16 protein-coding genes are annotated in these 17830 nt (G+C 69.5%); 6 read left to right on the plus strand and 10 right to left on the minus strand.

The window, feature by feature from the left end; genetic code table 11:
* Positions 1-15 precede the first annotated feature (15 nt).
* Positions 16-507 (plus strand): hypothetical protein, encoded by a 492-nt coding sequence (locus K329_RS30975; protein ID WP_157571765.1) that lies wholly within the window; start codon positions 16-18, stop codon positions 505-507.
* 94 nt (positions 508-601) lie between these two features.
* Here the strand turns inward: K329_RS30975 and K329_RS29700 are convergent, their stop codons facing one another.
* On the minus strand, positions 602-1813 hold the full coding sequence (locus K329_RS29700; RefSeq protein WP_052336968.1) for an ImmA/IrrE family metallo-endopeptidase: 1212 nt from the start codon (positions 1811-1813) through the stop codon (positions 602-604).
* A 42-nt stretch (positions 1814-1855) separates the two neighbouring features.
* Positions 1856-2479: a TetR/AcrR family transcriptional regulator gene (locus K329_RS0115430; protein ID WP_028473756.1), complete on the minus strand. Its 624-nt coding sequence runs from the start codon at positions 2477-2479 to the stop codon at positions 1856-1858.
* Between the two features lie 125 nt (positions 2480-2604).
* On the opposite strand from K329_RS0115430, the gene K329_RS0115435 reads away from it, so the two are divergent.
* The 3 genes from K329_RS0115435 (at position 2605) to K329_RS0115445 (ending at position 6507) form a co-directional block, all read left to right on the plus strand.
* Complete coding sequence (locus K329_RS0115435; protein ID WP_028473757.1) at positions 2605-3417, plus strand: oxidoreductase; 813 nt, start codon at positions 2605-2607, stop codon at positions 3415-3417.
* Positions 3418-3750: 333 nt separating this feature from the next.
* On the plus strand, positions 3751-5391 hold the full coding sequence (locus tag K329_RS27185; RefSeq protein WP_052336969.1) for an MFS transporter: 1641 nt from the start codon (positions 3751-3753) through the stop codon (positions 5389-5391).
* 69 nt (positions 5392-5460) lie between these two features.
* Positions 5461-6507: an NAD(P)/FAD-dependent oxidoreductase gene (locus K329_RS0115445; RefSeq protein WP_028473758.1), complete on the plus strand. Its 1047-nt coding sequence runs from the start codon at positions 5461-5463 to the stop codon at positions 6505-6507.
* A 163-nt stretch (positions 6508-6670) separates the two neighbouring features.
* Here the strand turns inward: K329_RS0115445 and K329_RS0115450 are convergent, their stop codons facing one another.
* The 8 genes from K329_RS0115450 to K329_RS0115485 all read right to left on the minus strand — a co-directional run bounded on the left by K329_RS0115450 (position 6671) and on the right by K329_RS0115485 (position 15923).
* Positions 6671-8113 carry an aspartate ammonia-lyase gene (locus K329_RS0115450; protein ID WP_052336994.1) on the minus strand — a complete coding sequence of 481 codons (1443 nt, stop codon included), beginning with the start codon at positions 8111-8113 and terminating at the stop codon, positions 6671-6673.
* Positions 8114-8139: 26 nt separating this feature from the next.
* Positions 8140-9294, minus strand: coding sequence for a M20 family metallopeptidase (locus K329_RS0115455; protein ID WP_028473760.1), 1155 nt, complete (start codon positions 9292-9294; stop codon positions 8140-8142).
* The gene (locus tag K329_RS0115460; protein WP_028473761.1) at positions 9291-10004 is read right to left on the minus strand and encodes a DUF1028 domain-containing protein; all 714 of its coding nucleotides are present in this window, start codon (positions 10002-10004) and stop codon (positions 9291-9293) included. Before K329_RS0115460 ends, K329_RS0115455 begins: the two co-directional genes overlap by 4 nt.
* Entirely contained in the window at positions 10001-10444 is a 444-nt protein-coding gene (locus K329_RS0115465) for a RidA family protein (protein WP_028473762.1), read from the minus strand. Before K329_RS0115465 ends, K329_RS0115460 begins: the two co-directional genes overlap by 4 nt.
* A 29-nt stretch (positions 10445-10473) precedes the next feature.
* Complete coding sequence (locus K329_RS0115470) at positions 10474-11964, minus strand: aldehyde dehydrogenase (RefSeq protein WP_028473763.1); 1491 nt, start codon at positions 11962-11964, stop codon at positions 10474-10476.
* Positions 11961-13244 (minus strand): flavin-containing monooxygenase, encoded by a 1284-nt coding sequence (locus K329_RS0115475; protein WP_043643836.1) that lies wholly within the window; start codon positions 13242-13244, stop codon positions 11961-11963. Before K329_RS0115475 ends, K329_RS0115470 begins: the two co-directional genes overlap by 4 nt.
* A gap of 157 nt (positions 13245-13401) precedes the next feature.
* Positions 13402-13953: a hypothetical protein gene (locus tag K329_RS0115480; RefSeq protein WP_157571766.1), complete on the minus strand. Its 552-nt coding sequence runs from the start codon at positions 13951-13953 to the stop codon at positions 13402-13404.
* Between the two features lie 14 nt (positions 13954-13967).
* Positions 13968-15923: a primary-amine oxidase gene (locus K329_RS0115485; protein ID WP_043643838.1), complete on the minus strand. Its 1956-nt coding sequence runs from the start codon at positions 15921-15923 to the stop codon at positions 13968-13970.
* Positions 15924-16094: 171 nt separating this feature from the next.
* On the opposite strand from K329_RS0115485, the gene K329_RS27190 reads away from it, so the two are divergent.
* Positions 16095-16751 (plus strand): TetR/AcrR family transcriptional regulator, encoded by a 657-nt coding sequence (locus tag K329_RS27190; RefSeq protein ID WP_084541370.1) that lies wholly within the window; start codon positions 16095-16097, stop codon positions 16749-16751.
* Positions 16748-17695 carry a LysR family transcriptional regulator gene (locus K329_RS27195; protein ID WP_052336970.1) on the plus strand — a complete coding sequence of 316 codons (948 nt, stop codon included), beginning with the start codon at positions 16748-16750 and terminating at the stop codon, positions 17693-17695. The genes K329_RS27190 and K329_RS27195 overlap by 4 nt, the downstream gene beginning before the upstream one ends.
* Positions 17696-17830: the final 135 nt, after the last annotated feature.

A 17830-nucleotide genomic window follows, 5' to 3' on the forward strand; every position in this document is an offset into this window, starting at 1 on the left:
AGGCGGACAACACTCATGAGGAACTCCTCCGCACTCGGCGCAGCGATCGGCTCAGCCGCAGCCATCGCCGTCGCTTCCGTCGTCGCCATCGGCACATCCAATGCATCTAACGATCCCGACCTGTCATCGGCAGAAATCTCGGCGCAGGACCATTCAGGACGGGCGGCGGAGGTTAAGGACTGGAGACTCCCCTCCGGCGAGAAGCTCGTTACAGCCAATTTTCCACGGAATGCCGACGGTCTCACCTACGGAATCGACGCCGCCGTGACCGCAGAGGAGCCACGCCCCGACCTCATGGCAGTCATTAGCGATGAGGGCGACTTGGGCTTCCTGCTGACCGAAGACTTCAATGAGGAATTTGCATCCCGCGAGGCAGTCGAGGAGTATCTCGTCGCCATGGAGCGAAACGGCGGTGTCGAAAAGCACGACGTCTACGCTCAAGACGGCAAGACAGTGATTGGCACTTTTTCGACCACTCCGTCGAGTGGCGGCGACGCAGGACGATGATAGTCAGATTGTCAACGACAATCTCACCCTTTCGCGAGGAGGGTAACAACGGCGCCTGCCGACGCGGCTAGCAACGGGATGTTTCCGACAAAAGTTACTTGCTCGGTCGCCTCGTAGCCGCACGGCTTGCGAGCTGCACAACGTCACCGGGTGCCCGTCGATCCGAGTCGTCCGAGGCCTCAACCCAGGCGGCGATCAGGTGCGCCGACACACCGGTCTCGTGGGAAGCCTTCGCGATGTGACTGCGTCCGTACACGCGACGCAACGCTTGGTCCAGAAGCAGCGGGCGTTCGATCGCAACGTCGACCGGCTCCTCGCCGCGACGCCAGCCGGCCGAGGACCACTGGATGTACAAGCTCTTGGCCCGACGCTCACTAATGAGGCCCAAGTCCTTCGCCCGATGAATGGCCGCGCCTACCGATAGGCCGAACTCTGCCTTGACCTTGAGGTAGCCGTGCAGCGTCAAGGTCTCGCCGATTCGCTGTTCTGCTGACTCCGCGGGCAGAAGCAGAGCACCTGCGAATCGGTTAGCGCGCAGCTCACGGGGGTCTCTCACCAGAGTGAGCCCGCGCTCGAGGTCCTGGTCGGCCATGAGGTGAAACAGCTCGTGCGCCAACGTGAAGCGCTGTTCGGCACCCGGTAGCGCGGAAGCTAGCGCGATGGTGGGGCGCGCGGTCAGTCTGTTGGGTCTTGAGGCCCCGGCGTGCGCGTTGTCGGTATGGCCGTCGGGGTCGAGGGTGTGAATCACTCCTACTCCGAGCCGTTCAGCCAACCGCCTTCTCACTGGTGCCCGCGGTGACGGCCTCGGTGGCCGGTTTGGCCTGGCTGACGTCCGCCAGCATCCGGGCGGCCACCACGTCGGGGCGATGCCCTCCGCCTCGAGCTGGGCTGCGGTCTCGGCGCGCCGCTCGCGGCTGTCGTAGGCGGCCACACCCGCGATGCGCGCGAGCGTCGCACGCTCGTTCGCCGCCGACGCCGCGGCGACCTGGTCGAGGGCCGCGGCCCGCTCGTCGGGGTCGGGCTCGTAGAGCGCGGCCGCCCGGGCCTGCTCGGCCAGCCGCTCGCTCTGCTGGTCGGCGCGCTCCTCGTCGAGCGTGGCGGTGGCCATCAGCGACTGTGCCTCGACGCCCTGGGCGGCCGCGCTGACGCGCGCTGCCTCAGCCCGGATCCGGTCCTCCTCGGCGAGCTGCTCCTGTGCTCGGACCGCGGCCGCCAGCACCTCGGGGTCGAGCGCTCCCGCAGCACCGGCCGCGTCGACCTCGACACCGAACCGGTCCTTGACCTCCGTCTCGATGCGACGCTTCACCCAGTCAGCGTTGAGGTCATCGGCCGACCAGGCGAAGTCATATCAGCGATGGTGGTGTCGGGGCAGCAGGGCGAACGCGCTCTCCGCGATGGCGGTCAGGCGCTCGGGGCTGAGTCCGTAGGAGCCCACGACGTCGGTGCCGCGGACGATGGTCAGCAGGAGGTACGCGAGCTCCAGCGGATCCGCGTCGGGGTCGAGGTCCCCGTGACGTTGCGCGGCGTCGATGCACTCGGCCACCGCCGTCGCCATGGTCGAGAAGCAGTCGTTGGCGAGCCGCTGCACCTCGGCGTCGGAGGCGCCGATCTCCAAGGCCATCCGGGAGGCGAAGCACGACGCTGACGCCCGGTCGTCGACGGGGGCCACGTCGTCAGCGAGGGGCACCCCGTGCACGGCGCGGAGCAGGTAGCCGTGCAGCCGTTCCAGGGCGCCCTCGTCAGGTCCGGCGAGAGCCCGCGGTGCGATCTGCGCCAGCCGGGCGAAGTATCCGGCCATCGACTGCAGCAGCACCCCGCGCTTGCCGTCGAAAGCGCCGTAGAGGCTGCCGCGACCCAGGCCGGTCGCAGTGCTGATGTCGTCCACGCTCGTCCCGTGGTAGCCCGCAGTGCGGAACTGTCGTTCGGCGGCGTGGAGGACGTGGTCGGGGTCGAAGCTCCGTGGTCTCGCCATGCCGTCACCGTAGGCCGGGAAACAGTTCTTGACAACTCAGTACGGAACGATCTACGTTTCTGACCGTTCAGTACACAACTGACGTCTCGGCGCCACGCGCACCTCCACCCATCGAAGGAACCAGCATGCAGACAGCTCCCGTAGCCCTGGTCACAGGCGCGTCGTCCGGAATCGGCAGGGCCACTGCGCTCGCCCTCGTGGACGCCGGTTTCGTGGTGGTGGGCACGAGTCGGGACACGGCCGACGTCGAGCCCCCCGAGGGCGTGACGCTCGTCGACCTCGACGTGTCCAGCGACGAGTCCGTCCGTTCCGTCGTCGCCGAGGTGATCGAGCTGTTCGGTCGCATCGACGTCCTGGTCAACAACGCCGGAGTGGGGGCGATCGGCGCTGGCGAGGAGAGCTCCATCGGTCAGGCGAGGCGCGTCTTCGACGTCAACGTCTTCGGGCTGATGCGGATGGCGAACGCCGTGCTGCCCCACATGCGGGCCCAGAGGAGCGGTCGCATCGTCAACGTCTCCTCGGTGCTCGGCCTCATCCCTGCTCCGTTCATGGCGGTCTACGCGGCCACCAAGCACGCGGTCGAGGGCTACTCCGAGTCCGTCGACCACGAGCTCCGCGAGCACGGCGTCCGGATGCTGCTGGTCGAGCCGGCCTACACCCGGACGAGCTTCGAGGCGCGCAGCATGGAGCCCGATTCGCCCCTGCCGGTCTACGCCGGGCAGCGGGCGGTCGCGCGGGACGTGCTGGCACAGGCCCTGCGGGTCGCTGACGACGCCGGCGTCGTCGCGAAGGCGGTCGTCGCGGCCTCCACGGACGCCACGCCCCGGGTCCGCTACACCGCCGGTTCCATGGCCACCCGCGTGAGCCTCCTGCGCCGCCTCGTGCCCTCGCGCGCCTTCGACAGGCAGATCCGCAAGCTCAACCGGCTCGCGAGCTGACCCGACGTCCGCCCGGGTGGCCGACCGGACCGCCGCGCCGTTCGGCTTCGCGCCCCTGACCGGCGACCTGCTCGCTCTGATCGACCATGGCGTCGGTCGTCCACCAGTCTCGGCTGCATCCTGCCCCGGAGTTCGACGACCGCCACCGGTTCGCGGCCCCGAGCGAGAGCCAGGTCGCCTTCTGCCTCGGTCACGTCCTGCACGCCGAGGCCCTCGAGGCGATCGCCGGACGCACCGCGGCCCGGACCGACCAGCGGGTCCCCCCACCCCCACCCGTTCACCTGCTCGGCTGTCCAGCGACCCCGCAGCGGCCCACCATCCCAGGAGTTTCCAATGTCCTTGCTGGTCACCACACCCGTCTCCCAGATGTCCGGGCCCTACGCCCGGCGCTGGTGGGCCCTTCTCGTGCTCTGCTTGAGCTTGCTGGTCACCGTGATGGCGAACACCTCACTGGTCGTGGCTGCCCCTGACATGACCGCCGACCTCGGCCTGAGCAGTAGCGATCTGCAGTGGGTCGTCGACAGCTACACCGTTCCCTACGCGGCGCTCATGCTGGTGCTGGGATCTCTCGGGGACAAGTACAGCCGGCGTGGGGCGCTCGTGCTCGGCCTGCTGGTCTTCGCCGGCGGTTCGGTGATGGGGAGCATGGTCGACGAGACCTCGCTGGTCATCCTGGCGCGCGCGATCATGGGGGTAGGCGCCGCGGTCGTGATGCCGGCCACGTTGTCGCTGCTGGTCGCCACCTTCCCCCGTGGTGAGCGCATCAAGGCCATCACCATCTGGGCCGCGACGTCCGGGGTCGCCGTCGCCACCGGCCCACTGGTGTCCGGATGGCTGCTGGAAGATCGCGGCTGGGCCTCGACCTTCCTGATCAACGTGCCGGTCGCCCTCCTGGCCGTGGTCGGCGCGCTCGCACTGGTGCCGCCGTCGAAGGCGGACGGCATGGGCCGCATCGACTACATCGGTGGCCTGCTGTCGATCGTGACCGTCGGTTCCTTGATCTATGTCGCCATCGAGGGCCCACACTCGGGGTGGAGCGCCGGACCCGTCGTCGCCGCCGTCGTCGCCGCGCTCGGCCTGGCTGCTTTCGTAGCGTGGGAGCTGCGACACCCCCACCCGATGCTGAACGTCCGGAAGTTCGCGCATCGACCGTTCACCGGCTCGGTGCTCGCCATCCTCTTCTTCTTCTTCGGCACGTTCGCCGTGCTGTACTACTCGACGCAGTTCCTGCAGTTCGTACTGGGCTACGACGCACTCGCCACTGGAGTCCGGCTGCTGCCGCTTGGCGGAGCCGTCTTCCTCGGGTCCATGGTGACCGGGAAGTTCACTCCGAAGCTGGGGGTGAGGACCATGGTCGTGACCGGCATGGTCTTTGGCACGGGCGCCATGGTCCTCCTGACGCAGATCGACGACGCGTCGACGTACGGCGACTTCGTGGCACCGCTCATGATGCTGGGCTTCGCACTGGGGCTGAGCAGCGCGCCCGCGACCGACACGATCATGGGTTCCTTCCCCGAGTCCGAGCTGGGCGTCGGCGGGGGTGTCAACGACACGGCGCTCGAGCTGGGCGGGGCCCTGGGTATCGCTGTGCTGGGCTCGATCCTCGGCACTGCCTACCGGGACAAGCTGACCGACCTCGCCGGCGACGGGCTCACGGCGGAGGCCATGGCGGTCGCAAAGGACTCGGTCGGTGGTGGCCTGGGCGTGGCAGGGCAGATCGCGCAGGACCCGGCGGCTGGCGCGGAGCAGGCCCAGGCCGTCCTGGAAGCCGTCCACCAAGCATTCGCCCACGGCGTCGCTCACACGAGCCTCGTCGGCGGAATCATCATGGGCGTGGGAACGCTGCTCGTCCTCGCGGTCCTCCCAGGCCGTCGCGGCTCCGCGCCCACCGACGTCGATCGCGACCCCCAGACGGTTACGACCCCGGCAACCCCGACGGCGTCGGTAGGGAAGCACCTCGAGGGCGTCCACTAGACCCGCCGCCCCCACCCGCGAGCACCCGTCGACCGAACGCCGCCAGACCGAACGAAAGGACCCCTGACCATGACCGACCTCACCACGCACAGCACGACGAACGCGACGAGCTACCCCGACCAGGGCGACGCGCTGGACGGGACGACCGTCGACGCGGTCGTGATCGGCGGGGGTGCCGCAGGGTTGAACGGTGCGCTGATCCTCGCCCGCTCCCGCCGATCGGTCGTCGTGATCGACAGCGGTTCCCCGCGCAACGCGCCGGCGGAGGCCGTGCACGGCCTGCTCGCCCTGGACGGGACCCCTCCGTCGGAGATCCTCCGACGCGGCCGGGACCACGTCCGTCAGTACGGCGGACGCGTCGTGTCCGGCGAGGTGGTCGCGGCCGAGCTCGCCGCCCCGTCGCCGGACGGGGACCTGCGCTTCACCGTCACCCTGGCCGACGGCGGCCGCATCTCGGCGCGCCGCGTCCTCGTGGCCACCGGCCTCACGGACGTGCTGCCGGAGGTGCCCGGGCTCGCCGAGCACTGGGGCCACAGCGTCGTGCACTGCCCCTACTGCCACGGCTGGGAGGTGCGCGACGAGCCCATCGGCATTCTGGCCACCGGCCCGGTGTCCGTCGCCCACGCGTTGCTCTTCCGTCAGCTGACCGACGACCTCGTCTACTTCGTGAACGGCATCGACCTCGACGACGACAGCCGCGTCCGGTTCGCCGCCCTCGGCATCCGCGTCGTCGACACCCCCGTCGAGCGGGTCGTCGACGACGGTGACGGCGAGCTCGCGGGCCTGCGTCTGGCCGACGGAGAGGTCGTGGCCCGTCGGGTCGTCGCGATCGCCGCGCCGCTCCAGGCCCGCACCCAGGGCCTGGAGGGCCTGGGCCTGCCGGTGAGGGCCGTGCAGAACGTGGGCCACTCCTTCGCGTCCGGCGTGGCCGGCGCCACCGACGTGCCCGGTGTGTGGGTGGCCGGCAACGTCACCGAGCTGACCGCCCAGGTCGGGGCCTCCGCCGCCGCGGGCGCCCTCGCGGGCGCCAGCATCAACACCGATCTCGCGACCGCCGACGCCGAGGCAGCCGTGCGGAGGGCTGCCGGTCGCAGCCCGCACGGGTCTGCCGGCTGACCGGTCGCGTCCACGATCAGCCCCCGCGCCCTCAGTCAACAGGCGCCGGGCGCGCTGGGTCGCTGCAGCTACCGGACGTGATCAGCGCCCAGCCATCCCGCCCAGACGGTGTCCATACGCCGAGGCGGTAGCGGCTTGGCGAGCTGCGGGGCGGGCGGGCCGCTCAGGCGCCCTGCACCCAAGGGTCGGCGGCCACGGGCTGGCCATCGTGTGATGCCACGGTGGCGAGATTCGCGAGCGTCTCGGGGTGCAGGAGCACGTGGGCCGCGTCGGCAGTGAGTAGTCCGGTGGCTACGGCGAGCTCTTGCACCGTGCCCTTTCCCGCGAGCGCACCCTCCGCGATCTCTGCTGATCGGTTGTAGCCCAGGGTGGGTGTGAGTGCTGTTGCCAGCCCGGCGTTCCGGGCAACCTTGACGGCGACGCCTTGAAGGTCCACTGCCAAGTCGTCCACGCATAGGAGCCGCAGCGAGTCCATCGCGTTCGTGAGCCACGCGGCTCCTTGGAGCAGGCCGTGGCAGATGATGGGCTCGAAGGCGTTGAGCTGCAGCTGGCCGCCCTCCGCGGCCATGGTCACCGTCATGTCGGTGCCGACGACCCAGAACGCCACCTGGTTCACCATCTCGGGGATGACCGGGTTGACCTTGCCCGGCATAATGCTCGATCCGGCCTGTCGTGGGGGCAGCAAGAGTTCGCCGAGGCCGGCTTGTGGCCCCGACGACAGTAGACGCAGGTCGTTGGCGATCTTTGACAGTTTCACCGCCAAGCGTTTCAGGACGCTGGATCCCTGCACGAAAGCGCCGGTATCGCTGGTCGCCGCCACGAGGTCGTGGGCCCGTACCAGCGGGAGCCCGGTGACGGCGGCTAGGTCGGGGACAACCCGTTGCGCGTACCCGGGGTCGGCAGTGATGCCGGTTCCGATGGCCGTGGCACCGAGGTTGACCTCGCACATCAGGCTTCGTACGTCGCGCAGTCTCGCGACCTCCTCGCGGAGGGTGATGGCAAAGGCGCCCAGCTCCTGACCTACCGTCATGGGGACGGCGTCCTGCAGTTGAGTGCGGCCCATCTTGGCCACGGTGCGGTACTGCGTCGCCTTTCTGGCGAAGGCGTCTGCGAGCGCTGTCACGGCGCTGCTGAGCTCGTCCGTGGCGAGCACGAACGCGATCCGCACCGCGGTGGGATAGACGTCGTTGGTGGACTGCGATCGGTTGACGTGGTCGATGGGGTGGAGCACGTCGTAGGCACCGCGAGGCTGACCCAACAACTCGAGGGCTCGGTTGGCCAGCACCTCGTTGACATTCATGTTGGTCGAGGTGCCCGCGCCTCCCTGGACGACGTCGACCACGAGCTGGTCGTCGAATCGGCCGCTACGCAGCTCACCCGCCGCTTGGAAGACGACGTCGTGGTGGGCGGCGGTGAGGAGGCCGATCCGCGCGTTCGCCCGTGTTGTGGCCATCTTGACCGCGCCCAGCGCAGCAACCAGGCCCCGGTGTCGCCCGACGGGGATGCCGCTGACGGTGAAGTTCTCAAGCGCCCGCGCGGTGTGTGCCCCCCAGTAGGCGTCGGCCGGTACGTCGATGGGGCCGAGGGAGTCGCGCTCGGTTCGCATGGGACCCTTGGGCCGCTCCGGGGCGGTCACGTCCGAGCCGCCGCGACGTCGAGCGCCGTGTGGGCCAGTGCGGTCGCAGCGTCGGTGAGCGCGTGCTCAGCGGCCACCCCGACACAGTGCGCTGCAAACTCGGGCTGGTGGTTCGTGGCCGGCAGCGAACCGATTCCGATGTACGGGTGGATGGCCGGCACGACTTGCGAGACGTTGCCCATGTCTGTCGAGGCACGGTTCATTCGCGCGGCGGTGCTCCCGGTGGCGAAGGTGCGACCGAGCGCCTCGGCGTTGCGCCGGTAGGCCGACAGGGCGGCGTCGTCGGTGCGGAACTCGGCGTAGGGCTTGCTCTCGGGCACGATCTCCAGCTCGCACCCGGTGGCGTGGGCGCCGGCCTCGAAGCAGCGCCAGATGCGGGGCTCGACCTCGGCGAGCTCCTCGAGTGTCTCGGCGCGTACGTACCAGCGGCCCTCCGTGCGCGCCGGGATGGCGTTCGGTGCTGCGCCTCCGTGCGTCATCACCCCGTGCACGCGCACGCTCGGGGGCAGCTGCTGGCGCAGGAGGCCGACGGCCACCTGGGCGACGGTGAAGGCGTCGGCCGCGTTGATCCCCTGCTCGGGGTACGCCGCCGCGTGGGCGGAGCGTCCGGTGTAGGTGACGTGGGAGTGCGAGACTGCGAACGGCCTCGCCTCGGCGACGTCGACGGGCGCGGGATGCGCCATCATGGCGAGGTCGAGGTCCTGGAAGGCCCCACGGTCCAGTAGCTCGATCTTTCCGCCGCCGCCCTCCTCGGCGGGGGTGCCGACGACCTCGACCGTCAGACCGGCGCTGTCGGCCAGTGGCGCGAGGGCCCGGGCGGCACCGACGGTGATGGCGGCGATCAGGTTGTGCCCGCAGGCGTGTCCGAGTCCGGGAAGTGCGTCGTACTCCGCGCACAGGCCGACCCGGAACGGCCCGGATCCGATCCGCGCGTGGAAGGCGGTGTCGAGTCCGAGGTACCCGGGGGTCACGGTGAACCCGGAGTCGGCGAGGGGCGCGGCGACCCACGCGGCGGCGCGGTGCTCCTCCCAGGCCGTCTCGGGGTTCGCGTGCAGTCTCTCGGAGAGCCCGACCAGCACGTCACGGTCTCGGTTGACCACCCGAGCGGCCTCGGCGCGGTCGGCGGGGCGGCCCGTCGGGTCGGTGGTCATCTGTCGTCTCCCGCAACGCCGTAGGAGGGGGAGGTGGCGGGGTCGAGGGCGCGCTGCACGTAGGCGTCTCGCTGGGGGAGCCACAGATCAAGCAGGTCGCTGAGGTCGGCGACCGGGGTGTCGCTCCAGTCGACACGTAGGTCCGTCTCGAGCCAGGGCGCGGTGCGTACGACTGCGAGACCCGCTGAGTGCACGGGACCGGCTTCACCGCCGGCCTGCAGCCCGGCAGCGAGCGAGGCGAGGAGCCGGCGTTCGAGCTCCAGCCCGCCGCCGCCAGTTGGGGAGCCGAGCGGGGGGTTGGTCTCGAGACCGGACCCGAACGCGTCGACCATGACGTCGACGACGACCGTGTCGGCTAGCATGTTGCCCGCGACGACCACCCCCACGCCCGTTCGCTGGTGGTGCGTGCCCAGCGTGTGGTTGCCCGAGAACGCCGCGGATCGCCCGTCGAGCCCGAGCACGGTGAGCTGTCGGTAGTCGATCCCCGGCACGGCGGAGGTGACCGCAGCGAGAGCTTCCTCAGCGCTGGCGCCGGCAGCGAGGCGGTCGAGGAGGGCGGAACCTAGCCGCGGGTCGGTGATGTTCTGGGACGTGGCGCCGCCGATGCCCGCCCGGAGGTGGACACAGCGCGCGGCGACCGCGGGGCTGGAGGAGGCGACCGCGACCCCGACACCGCCGCGACCGTCGGTCCCGAGCACGGAGAAGGTCACGAGTCGTCTCCCGGGGAGACTGCGATCGCGTCGATCTCGACGAGCCACTCGGGTCGCGCCAAGGCGGTCACCACGAGCCCCGTCGAGATGGGGTGCACGCCCTTGGTCCACCGTCCCACGGCGTTGTAGACCGCCTCGCGGTAGCGCGGGTCCACGATGTAGATCGTCAGCTTGACGAGGTGCTCCAGCGCGCTGCCGGACTCTCGCAGGAGCAGGTCGATGTTGGCCATGGCTCGCTCTGCCTGTGCCTCCACGTCGCCGATGCCCACGGATTCGCTGGTGTCGAGGTCCTGCCCGATCTGACCGCGCACGTAGACGGTGTTGCCTGCGACCACCGCCTGGCAGAGGTCGTTGTCGAGGGTCTGCTCGGGGTAGGTGTCACGCGTGTTGAAGGGTCGGATGCGGCGGTGGCCGCCGACCACGATGGGGGGATTGGCCATGGGGTCTTCCTGTCTGTGGGGGCGAGTCATCAACCGTTGGCGAACCAGGTCGTCTTGAGCCCGGTGTAGTTGAGCAGGGCGTGGAGGGAGAGGTCGCGCCCGAAACCTGACTGCTTGAAACCCCCGAAGGGCGTCGTCACGTCGAGGGCATCGACGGTGTTGACCGATACGGTGCCGGCGCGGAGCGCCGCCGCCACGCGATGCGCCTGTCGCAGGTCGTCCGACCAGACGGATGCGGCCAGACCGTAGAGCGAGGCGTTGGCCGTGGCAATGGCTTCTTCCTCTGAGCCGACCTCGACGATCGCCAGCACGGGACCGAAGACCTCCTCTTGGGCGAGGCGGTCGCGGGCGCCGATGCCGTCGATGACGGTAGGAGGCACGAACGCCGATGTCGCAGCCCCTGCGACGTGGAGCCCACCGGCCAGCAGGGTTCCTTCCTCGGCGCCGAGCTCGATGAAGTGGCGCACCCGGCGCGCGTGGGTCGCGCTGACCAGGGGGCCCATGCGGGTGGCTGGGTCGAGCGGGTCCCCCGGTGTCAGCGCGATGGCGCGTGCAACGACGCGCTCGACTAGTGCGTCCTTGATCGAGCTCTCGACGACGAGACGCGAGTTGGCCGAGCAGACCTGGCCCTGGTTGCTGAAGATCCCGGCGCAGACTCCGTCGGCAACAGCGTCGAGATCCTCGACTCCGGCCAGTACGACGTTTGCGCTCTTGCCGCCGCACTCGAGCCAGACCGGTTTGATGTTCGACGCTGCGCTGTAGTGCAGGAACTGCCTTCCCACGGCCGTCGAGCCGGTGAAGGTGACGACGTCGACGGCGGGGTGGGTGCCGAGAGCCCGGCCGACGATGTCGCCCGCACCCGGGAGCACCTGGAGCACCCCGTCCGGCAGGCCTGCTTCCGACGCGAGCTCGGCGAGCCGCAGCACCGAGAGCGGTGACTCCTCCGAGGGCTTGAGCACGACGGAGTTGCCCATCGCGAGCGCGGGAGCGATCTTCCACACCGCCGTCTCCAGCGGGTAGTTCCAGGGGATGATGGCAGCGACGACGCCGAGGGCCTCGCGGGTGACGATTGCGAGCTGGCCGTGTGCGGTCGGGGCGACCTCTCCGTAGATCTTGTCGACCGACTCGGCGTACCACTGCAGGATCGCGGCGGAGCCGGGCACGTCGATCGTGGTGGTGTCGGAGATGAGCTTGCCGGCGTCGATGGTGTCGAGCACCGCGAGCTCATCGCCGTGGGCCCGGATGAGGTCAGCGAGCCGCAGCAGCACCGCCTTGCGGTGCGCTGGAGGGGTGCGGCTCCAGCGGCCGTCGTCGAAGGCCCGTCGGGCGGCGTCGACGGCCCGATCCACGTCAACGACCCCGGCCTCGGCCACTTCCGCGACGACCGCACCCGTTGCGGGGTTGATGCTCGGGCGCCGCTCCTCGGATGCGCTGGGGCGGAAGGCACCGTCGATGAACAGATCGGTCCGTGGGCGCAGGACCGAGGAGAGGGACCTCCAGTGGTCAGCCGCGTGGGTCATCGGATGGTTCCTTCCGCAAGGTCGGTCGGGGCCTGGTACTCCAGGTAGCCGAGCTGCGTCACTAGGTGGTCCACCACGTGACGGGCGTCGTGCCACACGCCCCAGATGAAGCTGGACCCGCGTCGCGAGAGCCAGGGCAGACCGAGGAAGTAGATGCCGGGGGCGGCACCGACACCGCGGCGGTGCACCGGTCGACCGGCGGCGTCGAGGGCGTCGGCCTCGGCGTCGAGCCAGCCGAAGTCCTGGCGGAAGCCGGTGGCCCAGATGATCGTTGAGACACCCGACGCGGCGAGATCGAGCTCGCGTCGGGGGTTCCGGAGGGCCTCGGGATCGGGTCCGAGGTCTCGGGCCTGAGGCTCGGGCGGGAGGTCGATTCCGGTGCGCTCGACGTAGGCGTCGGCGGCGTCGAGGAGCGCCGTGTAGTTGGCGTCACCTTGGGAGATGTTGTCTGCCAGGTCGTCCTCGAAGCGCAGGACGCCTTGATCGTACGAAGCGGTCATACCCACCAGCCCGATCCCGGCAGCCGACAGCTCGCGGAAGTCGACCGTGTGTCCGCCTCGAGCGCCGCTGACGGCGATCGTGACGTGGGAGGCCCCTTCGGGGGGGGTCTCGGCATCCCACAGGCCGAGGACGCCGAGCCACCAGCAGAAGTCTCGACCACGGTAGGAGCGGGGCGGTCGGTCGTGCGGACCCACCGACAGGTAGACCTCGCGCCCCGCACGGCGAAGCTCATCGGCGATCTGGACGCCCGAGGAGCCCGCGCCCACGACGATGACTCCGCCCGGCGCCAGCTGGGAGGGGTTGCGGTAGGTGTGCGAGTGGATCTGCTGCACCGGGGCCCGCTCTGGCACCAGCGTCGGCACGACGGGGTGGTGGAAGGGGCCGGTCGCAGCGATCACGAACCGCGCGTGGATGGTTCCGGTGCTCGTCTCGACCACGAACCCGTCGACACCGGTGCGACGTGTGACGCAGAGCACCTCGACACCGCACCGGACGGGGGCGGCGATCTTCTCGGCGTACGCCTCGAAGTAGGAGGCGACCCGCTCCTTGGACGCGAACTGGTCGGGTCCGAGGTCGTCGAACTCCAGTCCGGGGAAGCGGTCGTGCCAAGCGGGGCCGTTGGCCACGAGCGAGTCCCACCGACCGGTCCGCCACTGCTCCGCGACGCGGCCACGCTCGAGCACGACGTGGGCGACGCCGAAGTCGCTGAGGTGGGCGCTCGCCGCGATGCCGGCCTGGCCAGCGCCGACGACGACGACAGTGGTCTCCTCGACGATCATGTGAAACCTCCGTTGCAGGGTTTGCCCAGCCCCTCGTGGGGTGCGCCGTGTGGATCGATGGTGCGCCGACGTGATCTGTCCCGTCCAACAGATGTTGTCGGGGTTTCATATCTGGAAAAGCGATGCGTTGCCTTGGGAACGGGTTGCGCGGGGTGCGTCACGCGAGGGTCATCGCGCTCATCGCGGCGATCATCACCGCGTGCGGCCCGGGGACCGTAGGAGCGGTGTCGGGGTGGTCCTTGACGCAGGCACCGCGGAGGGCCTCGACGCCTCGTCGTCGACGAATCACCCAGGCATAGGTGACTGCGAAGAGGAGGGCGGTGACGACCGTCCGATCGCCGCCAGTCCCGTGATGAGGGTCGGGGGAGATGACCTGCCCGGCCCCGGCCGACCCGAAGAGGGGCGCGAGAGCTGCTACCAGGATGAGCGCGGCACACACGTGCAGGTCGACGGCACAGAGGCGCAGTTCCGCGGACGTCGTGGCGCCGTCAGGTGCCGATGCGGCGTGACCCGCGGCGACGGACAGCAGTATCGCGCCCGCGCCGACACCAGCCGCGATGCACAGCAGGATGGGCCGGTGCATATTGACCGCCATGCCTGCCATCGCGACGGCCACCGCACCGTGGGCAGCCCGCGACGCAGCGCCCTTCGATCGCGCGGTCATGACGGCGGCGGCGCCACAGCACAGCAGCGCCATCGCGATGTGCATCGTCGCAGTCCCGATCAGTGGCAGGAGCCAGTCGCGGGGTGGCAGGCCGCGCGCGGACGGGGGGCGTCGAGCGCGGGATTGCGGTCGAAGAACCCGTTCGGCTTCAGCACGAAGCCCGTGCGGTCCACGGGCATGATCGGCCAGTCCTCGGGCCGGGGGAAGTGCGTGAGCCCGAAGGTGTGCCACACGACGATGTCGGTTCCGTCGATGTCGCGGTCGGCGGCCACCCAGGTGTCGATGCCCGTAGCGCCCGGGTTCTGGTTGACGTACTGGCCCGATGGGTAGCGCTGGTCGTCGTCCTGGGCGGTCACCCAGAGGTGTCGGGTCGTGAACGCCGCGCGGCGAGCGATCGACGACGACGGGTCGGCCATGAGGGTGGGCTGGCCCTCGGGGTGCAGGCTGTAGCCGACCGGCTGCCCCACTCGGTTCAGACTGTCCGGGTTCGAGAGGTGCCAGGTGCGGCCCACATTCCCGTCGGCCTCGCGGGCTGCGTCCGATTCCCGTCGCAGGCGCGTGGACCGTCGGGTGAATGCGTTGCCGTAGGCGTTGGTCGCCGACACGGGCACGCGGAGGGCGTCTACCTCGTCGACCGCATTGCCGACCCCGTCGATCATGAGGTCGAGACGCGCCGAGAACAGGTGCTGGTGATACGGCGCAGCGACACCAGGAGCGATCTCGCTGGCCCAGGGGTAGGGCGCCCCCGTGGCGTCGGCGCTGGGGTAGGACGACGCGAACACGACGCCGGTGGCCTTGCACTCGAGCTCGATGGTTCCGTCCAGGTACAGGTACCAGTAGAAGCCGTAGTCGTAGTTGCCTACGGTGATGAAGAACGAGATCACCAGTCGGCGTTGGCGCCTGGTCGAGGACGTGCCGTTGTACATGTCAGTGTGCTTCCAGAGCAGGCCCGCATCTTCCTCGTGCATGCAGATGGCGTTGCCGATGGTGCGAGCACGGCCGTGGTCGTCCGCCACAGAGGCGTTGAAGTAGTGGATCTCGCCGAGACAATCGCAGCCGAGGGCCAGGGAGTTGGTCTCCTTGCCGAGCGAGTACTCCCCGGCGTCGAAGTAGTTCTGCCAGAAGCGCACTGGGGACGGGTCACCGTAGGGCACCACCATCTCGGCGACGGAGGCACGGTAGATGATCGGCCGGACTTGGCCGCCTCGGTCGGCGTCGCGGAACCCGATCTGGTGGAGCGTCAGGCCCTCGACCTGGTCGAAGCCGATGCGGAACTCCCAGTTCTCCCAGCGAACGACGTCGCCGTCCACCTCGAAGCTCGGTCCTTCTGGTTGCGTGATCTCGATGGGCTTCTGCGTGGTGCGCTCCGGGAGCGACGGCGCCTCGAAGTCGGCGCGCTCGATGGGCAGGTCGTAGATTCCTTCGTCGATCAGCTCGAGGACCTCGTGGGTGATGAGGTCGACATACGCGACGATCCCGTCGACGGGGTGGGCCCACACGTTGTCGATGTCGTCGAGCTGCAGGAACGACAGACAGCGGACGAGGCGCCGACCGGACTCGCCCTCGATCCCGAACTCGCCGGCACTGAGGGCGGAGATCCTGATGCGCTCCGGGGTGGTGAGTCCGCGCAGCGCCATGGCGGCGCACCACGATTCGTCAGCCCACAGGATCTTCTCGACGAGCTCGAACTCCTCGGCCATGATCGGTGGCTGCCCCTCCTTGGTCACGTCTATGTCCCGGCTGGTCGCCACTGTGCCCCGGGTTAGGGAGACGACCACCTCGCTGACCGCGCCCGAGGAACGGTCCAGCAAGGTCGACCTGATCCGGCGTTCCCATGCGGTCCCGGGGGTCCATGCCAGGACCTCGTGCTTCCCGGGCTCGTCGAGCATGACCAGGGCAAACCGGGTGTGTGTGCTGATGAGGCCCGCCTCATCGAGGACCGTACGGTTGCGTTCGATCTCCTCGGTCGTGAGACGAGCGAGGGGGTGGCGGGGGGTGGCGGTGTCGATCGACATGCGGAGCCTCCAGGGGGACCGAGCGGGGTCGTGCGGGCGGACGCCCGCACCGATTCTTTATTGTGAATCACAAAGAATATCGGGGTGTCACGGATCCAAGCCCAGATGACCTTTCGGATCAAGGGGTTCGTACGTCTGGATTCTTTGATGTGGCGCATAGATAATTCAGGCATGCCTCGTCCGAAGGATCAACGTGAGCGCAAGCGCGTCATCGTCGAGGCGGGTGCACGCGCCATCGCCGCCACCGGGGTGTCCGGCCTGCGGGTGCGCGACGTCGCCGAACAGGCCGGCATCTCTGCCGCCTTGGTCAGCTACTACTACCGCCACCTCGATGACCTGGTCCTGGACGTCCACGCCCACGCGTCCGAGCGCTTCTGCGCGGCGCGTCGCGCCGCAGCGGAGGCACACGAGGATCCGGTCGACCAGCTCGCCGAGCTGGTCGACCGCGGGGTCCCTGCTACCGCTGACGATCTGTTGTGCCGGGTGCTCTACGAGCTGCATGTGCATGCGGCGCGGAGCCCGTCTCACGCCGCGCTCATGTCAGCGCTGTGGGAGCAGGAGGTGTCGTTGTACGAGGTCGTGCTGGAACGGGGCAGAGCCGCCGGGTCCCTTTCGCTTGGCGCTCCCGCACGCGAGGTCGCCGAGACCTTCGTCGCCCTCGAGGACGCACTCGGACTTCACGTGGTTGCCCGCAACTCACGACTCTCGCCGGAGCGGGGCCGCGGGCTGCTGCGTGCGCTCGCCGAGCGCGAGACGGGCGCCGTGCTTGACGCGGCTCTACGCGCGTCTCATGGGAGCACCTCGGTCGGGAGCGTGAGGAAGCGATGAAGACACCGTCCTTCACCTTGGTGCAGCTGCGGTACTTCGCCGCGGCCGCTGAGCTCGGCAGCATGACCGCGGCGTCGCGCCAGCTGCTGGTCTCGCAGTCCGCGATCTCGACGGCGGTCGCCCAGCTCGAGCGCGAGCTGGGCGTGCAGTTGCTGCTACGTAGCCGATCGCGGGGGTTGGCGCTCACCTCGGCCGGCCGCGACTTTTACGCCGAGCTTCGAGGCTTCCTCGCGCACTGCCAGGAACTGGCGGATTCAGCGACCGACGCCGGGCAGGAACTGGCAGGGGACCTGGTGGTCGGGTGCTTCGAGACGCTGGCCCCGTTCTGGCTGCCAGACCTGGTTGCCAGCTACACGCAGCGGCACCCGGCCGTGCGGATCACCGCGCGAGAGGGTGAGCATGCCACTCTGAAACGAATGCTGCGCGAGGGTGAGTGCGAGGCGGCACTGATGTACGCCTACGACCTCGAGGACGATCTCGAGACGGTGACGATCGCATCGGCCGCTCCGTACGTCGTGCTCGGCGTCGCGCACCCGCTGGCACGCAAGACATCCATCCGGCTCGCCGATCTGGCGTCAGAACCCGTCGTGATGCTGGACCTCCCACACACGGCCGACTACTTCCGAGCCCTTTTCGAGACGGTGGGCGTCCAGCCGCAGGTGCGGCACCGCACTCGTGGCTACGAGACCGTGCGCGCCATGGTCGCAGCCGGACAGGGTTTCGCCATCCTCAACCAGCGACCGTTGCACGACCAGACGTACCGCGGGGGGTCGGTCGTGTGCCTCACGCTCGATGACGACCTGCCCCCGCTGGATGTCGTGGCTGTACGGGTGCGCGCCGCCCGCCCGACGCGCAAGGTGCACGCCTTCATCCGGACGTGCTTGACAGTCGCGGGGCGGAATGCGGACAGCGCCGAGGATCCTGCTCCGATGTCGGTGGAGTAACGGCGACGTTTCGCAGTCGCATCGACGGGCGAGCGGTGCTCGGCAGCGCACCGACGGTGGCGTGTGCCCAGCGCCCGGGAGCGTCCGACCGGATCGAGGCCTGACGGCGACCGAACCGAGGTCCCCATTTTTGTG

The sequence above is a fragment of the Nocardioides alkalitolerans DSM 16699 genome, assembly GCF_000426525.1.
GTDB classification, from domain to species: domain Bacteria; phylum Actinomycetota; class Actinomycetes; order Propionibacteriales; family Nocardioidaceae; genus Nocardioides; species Nocardioides alkalitolerans.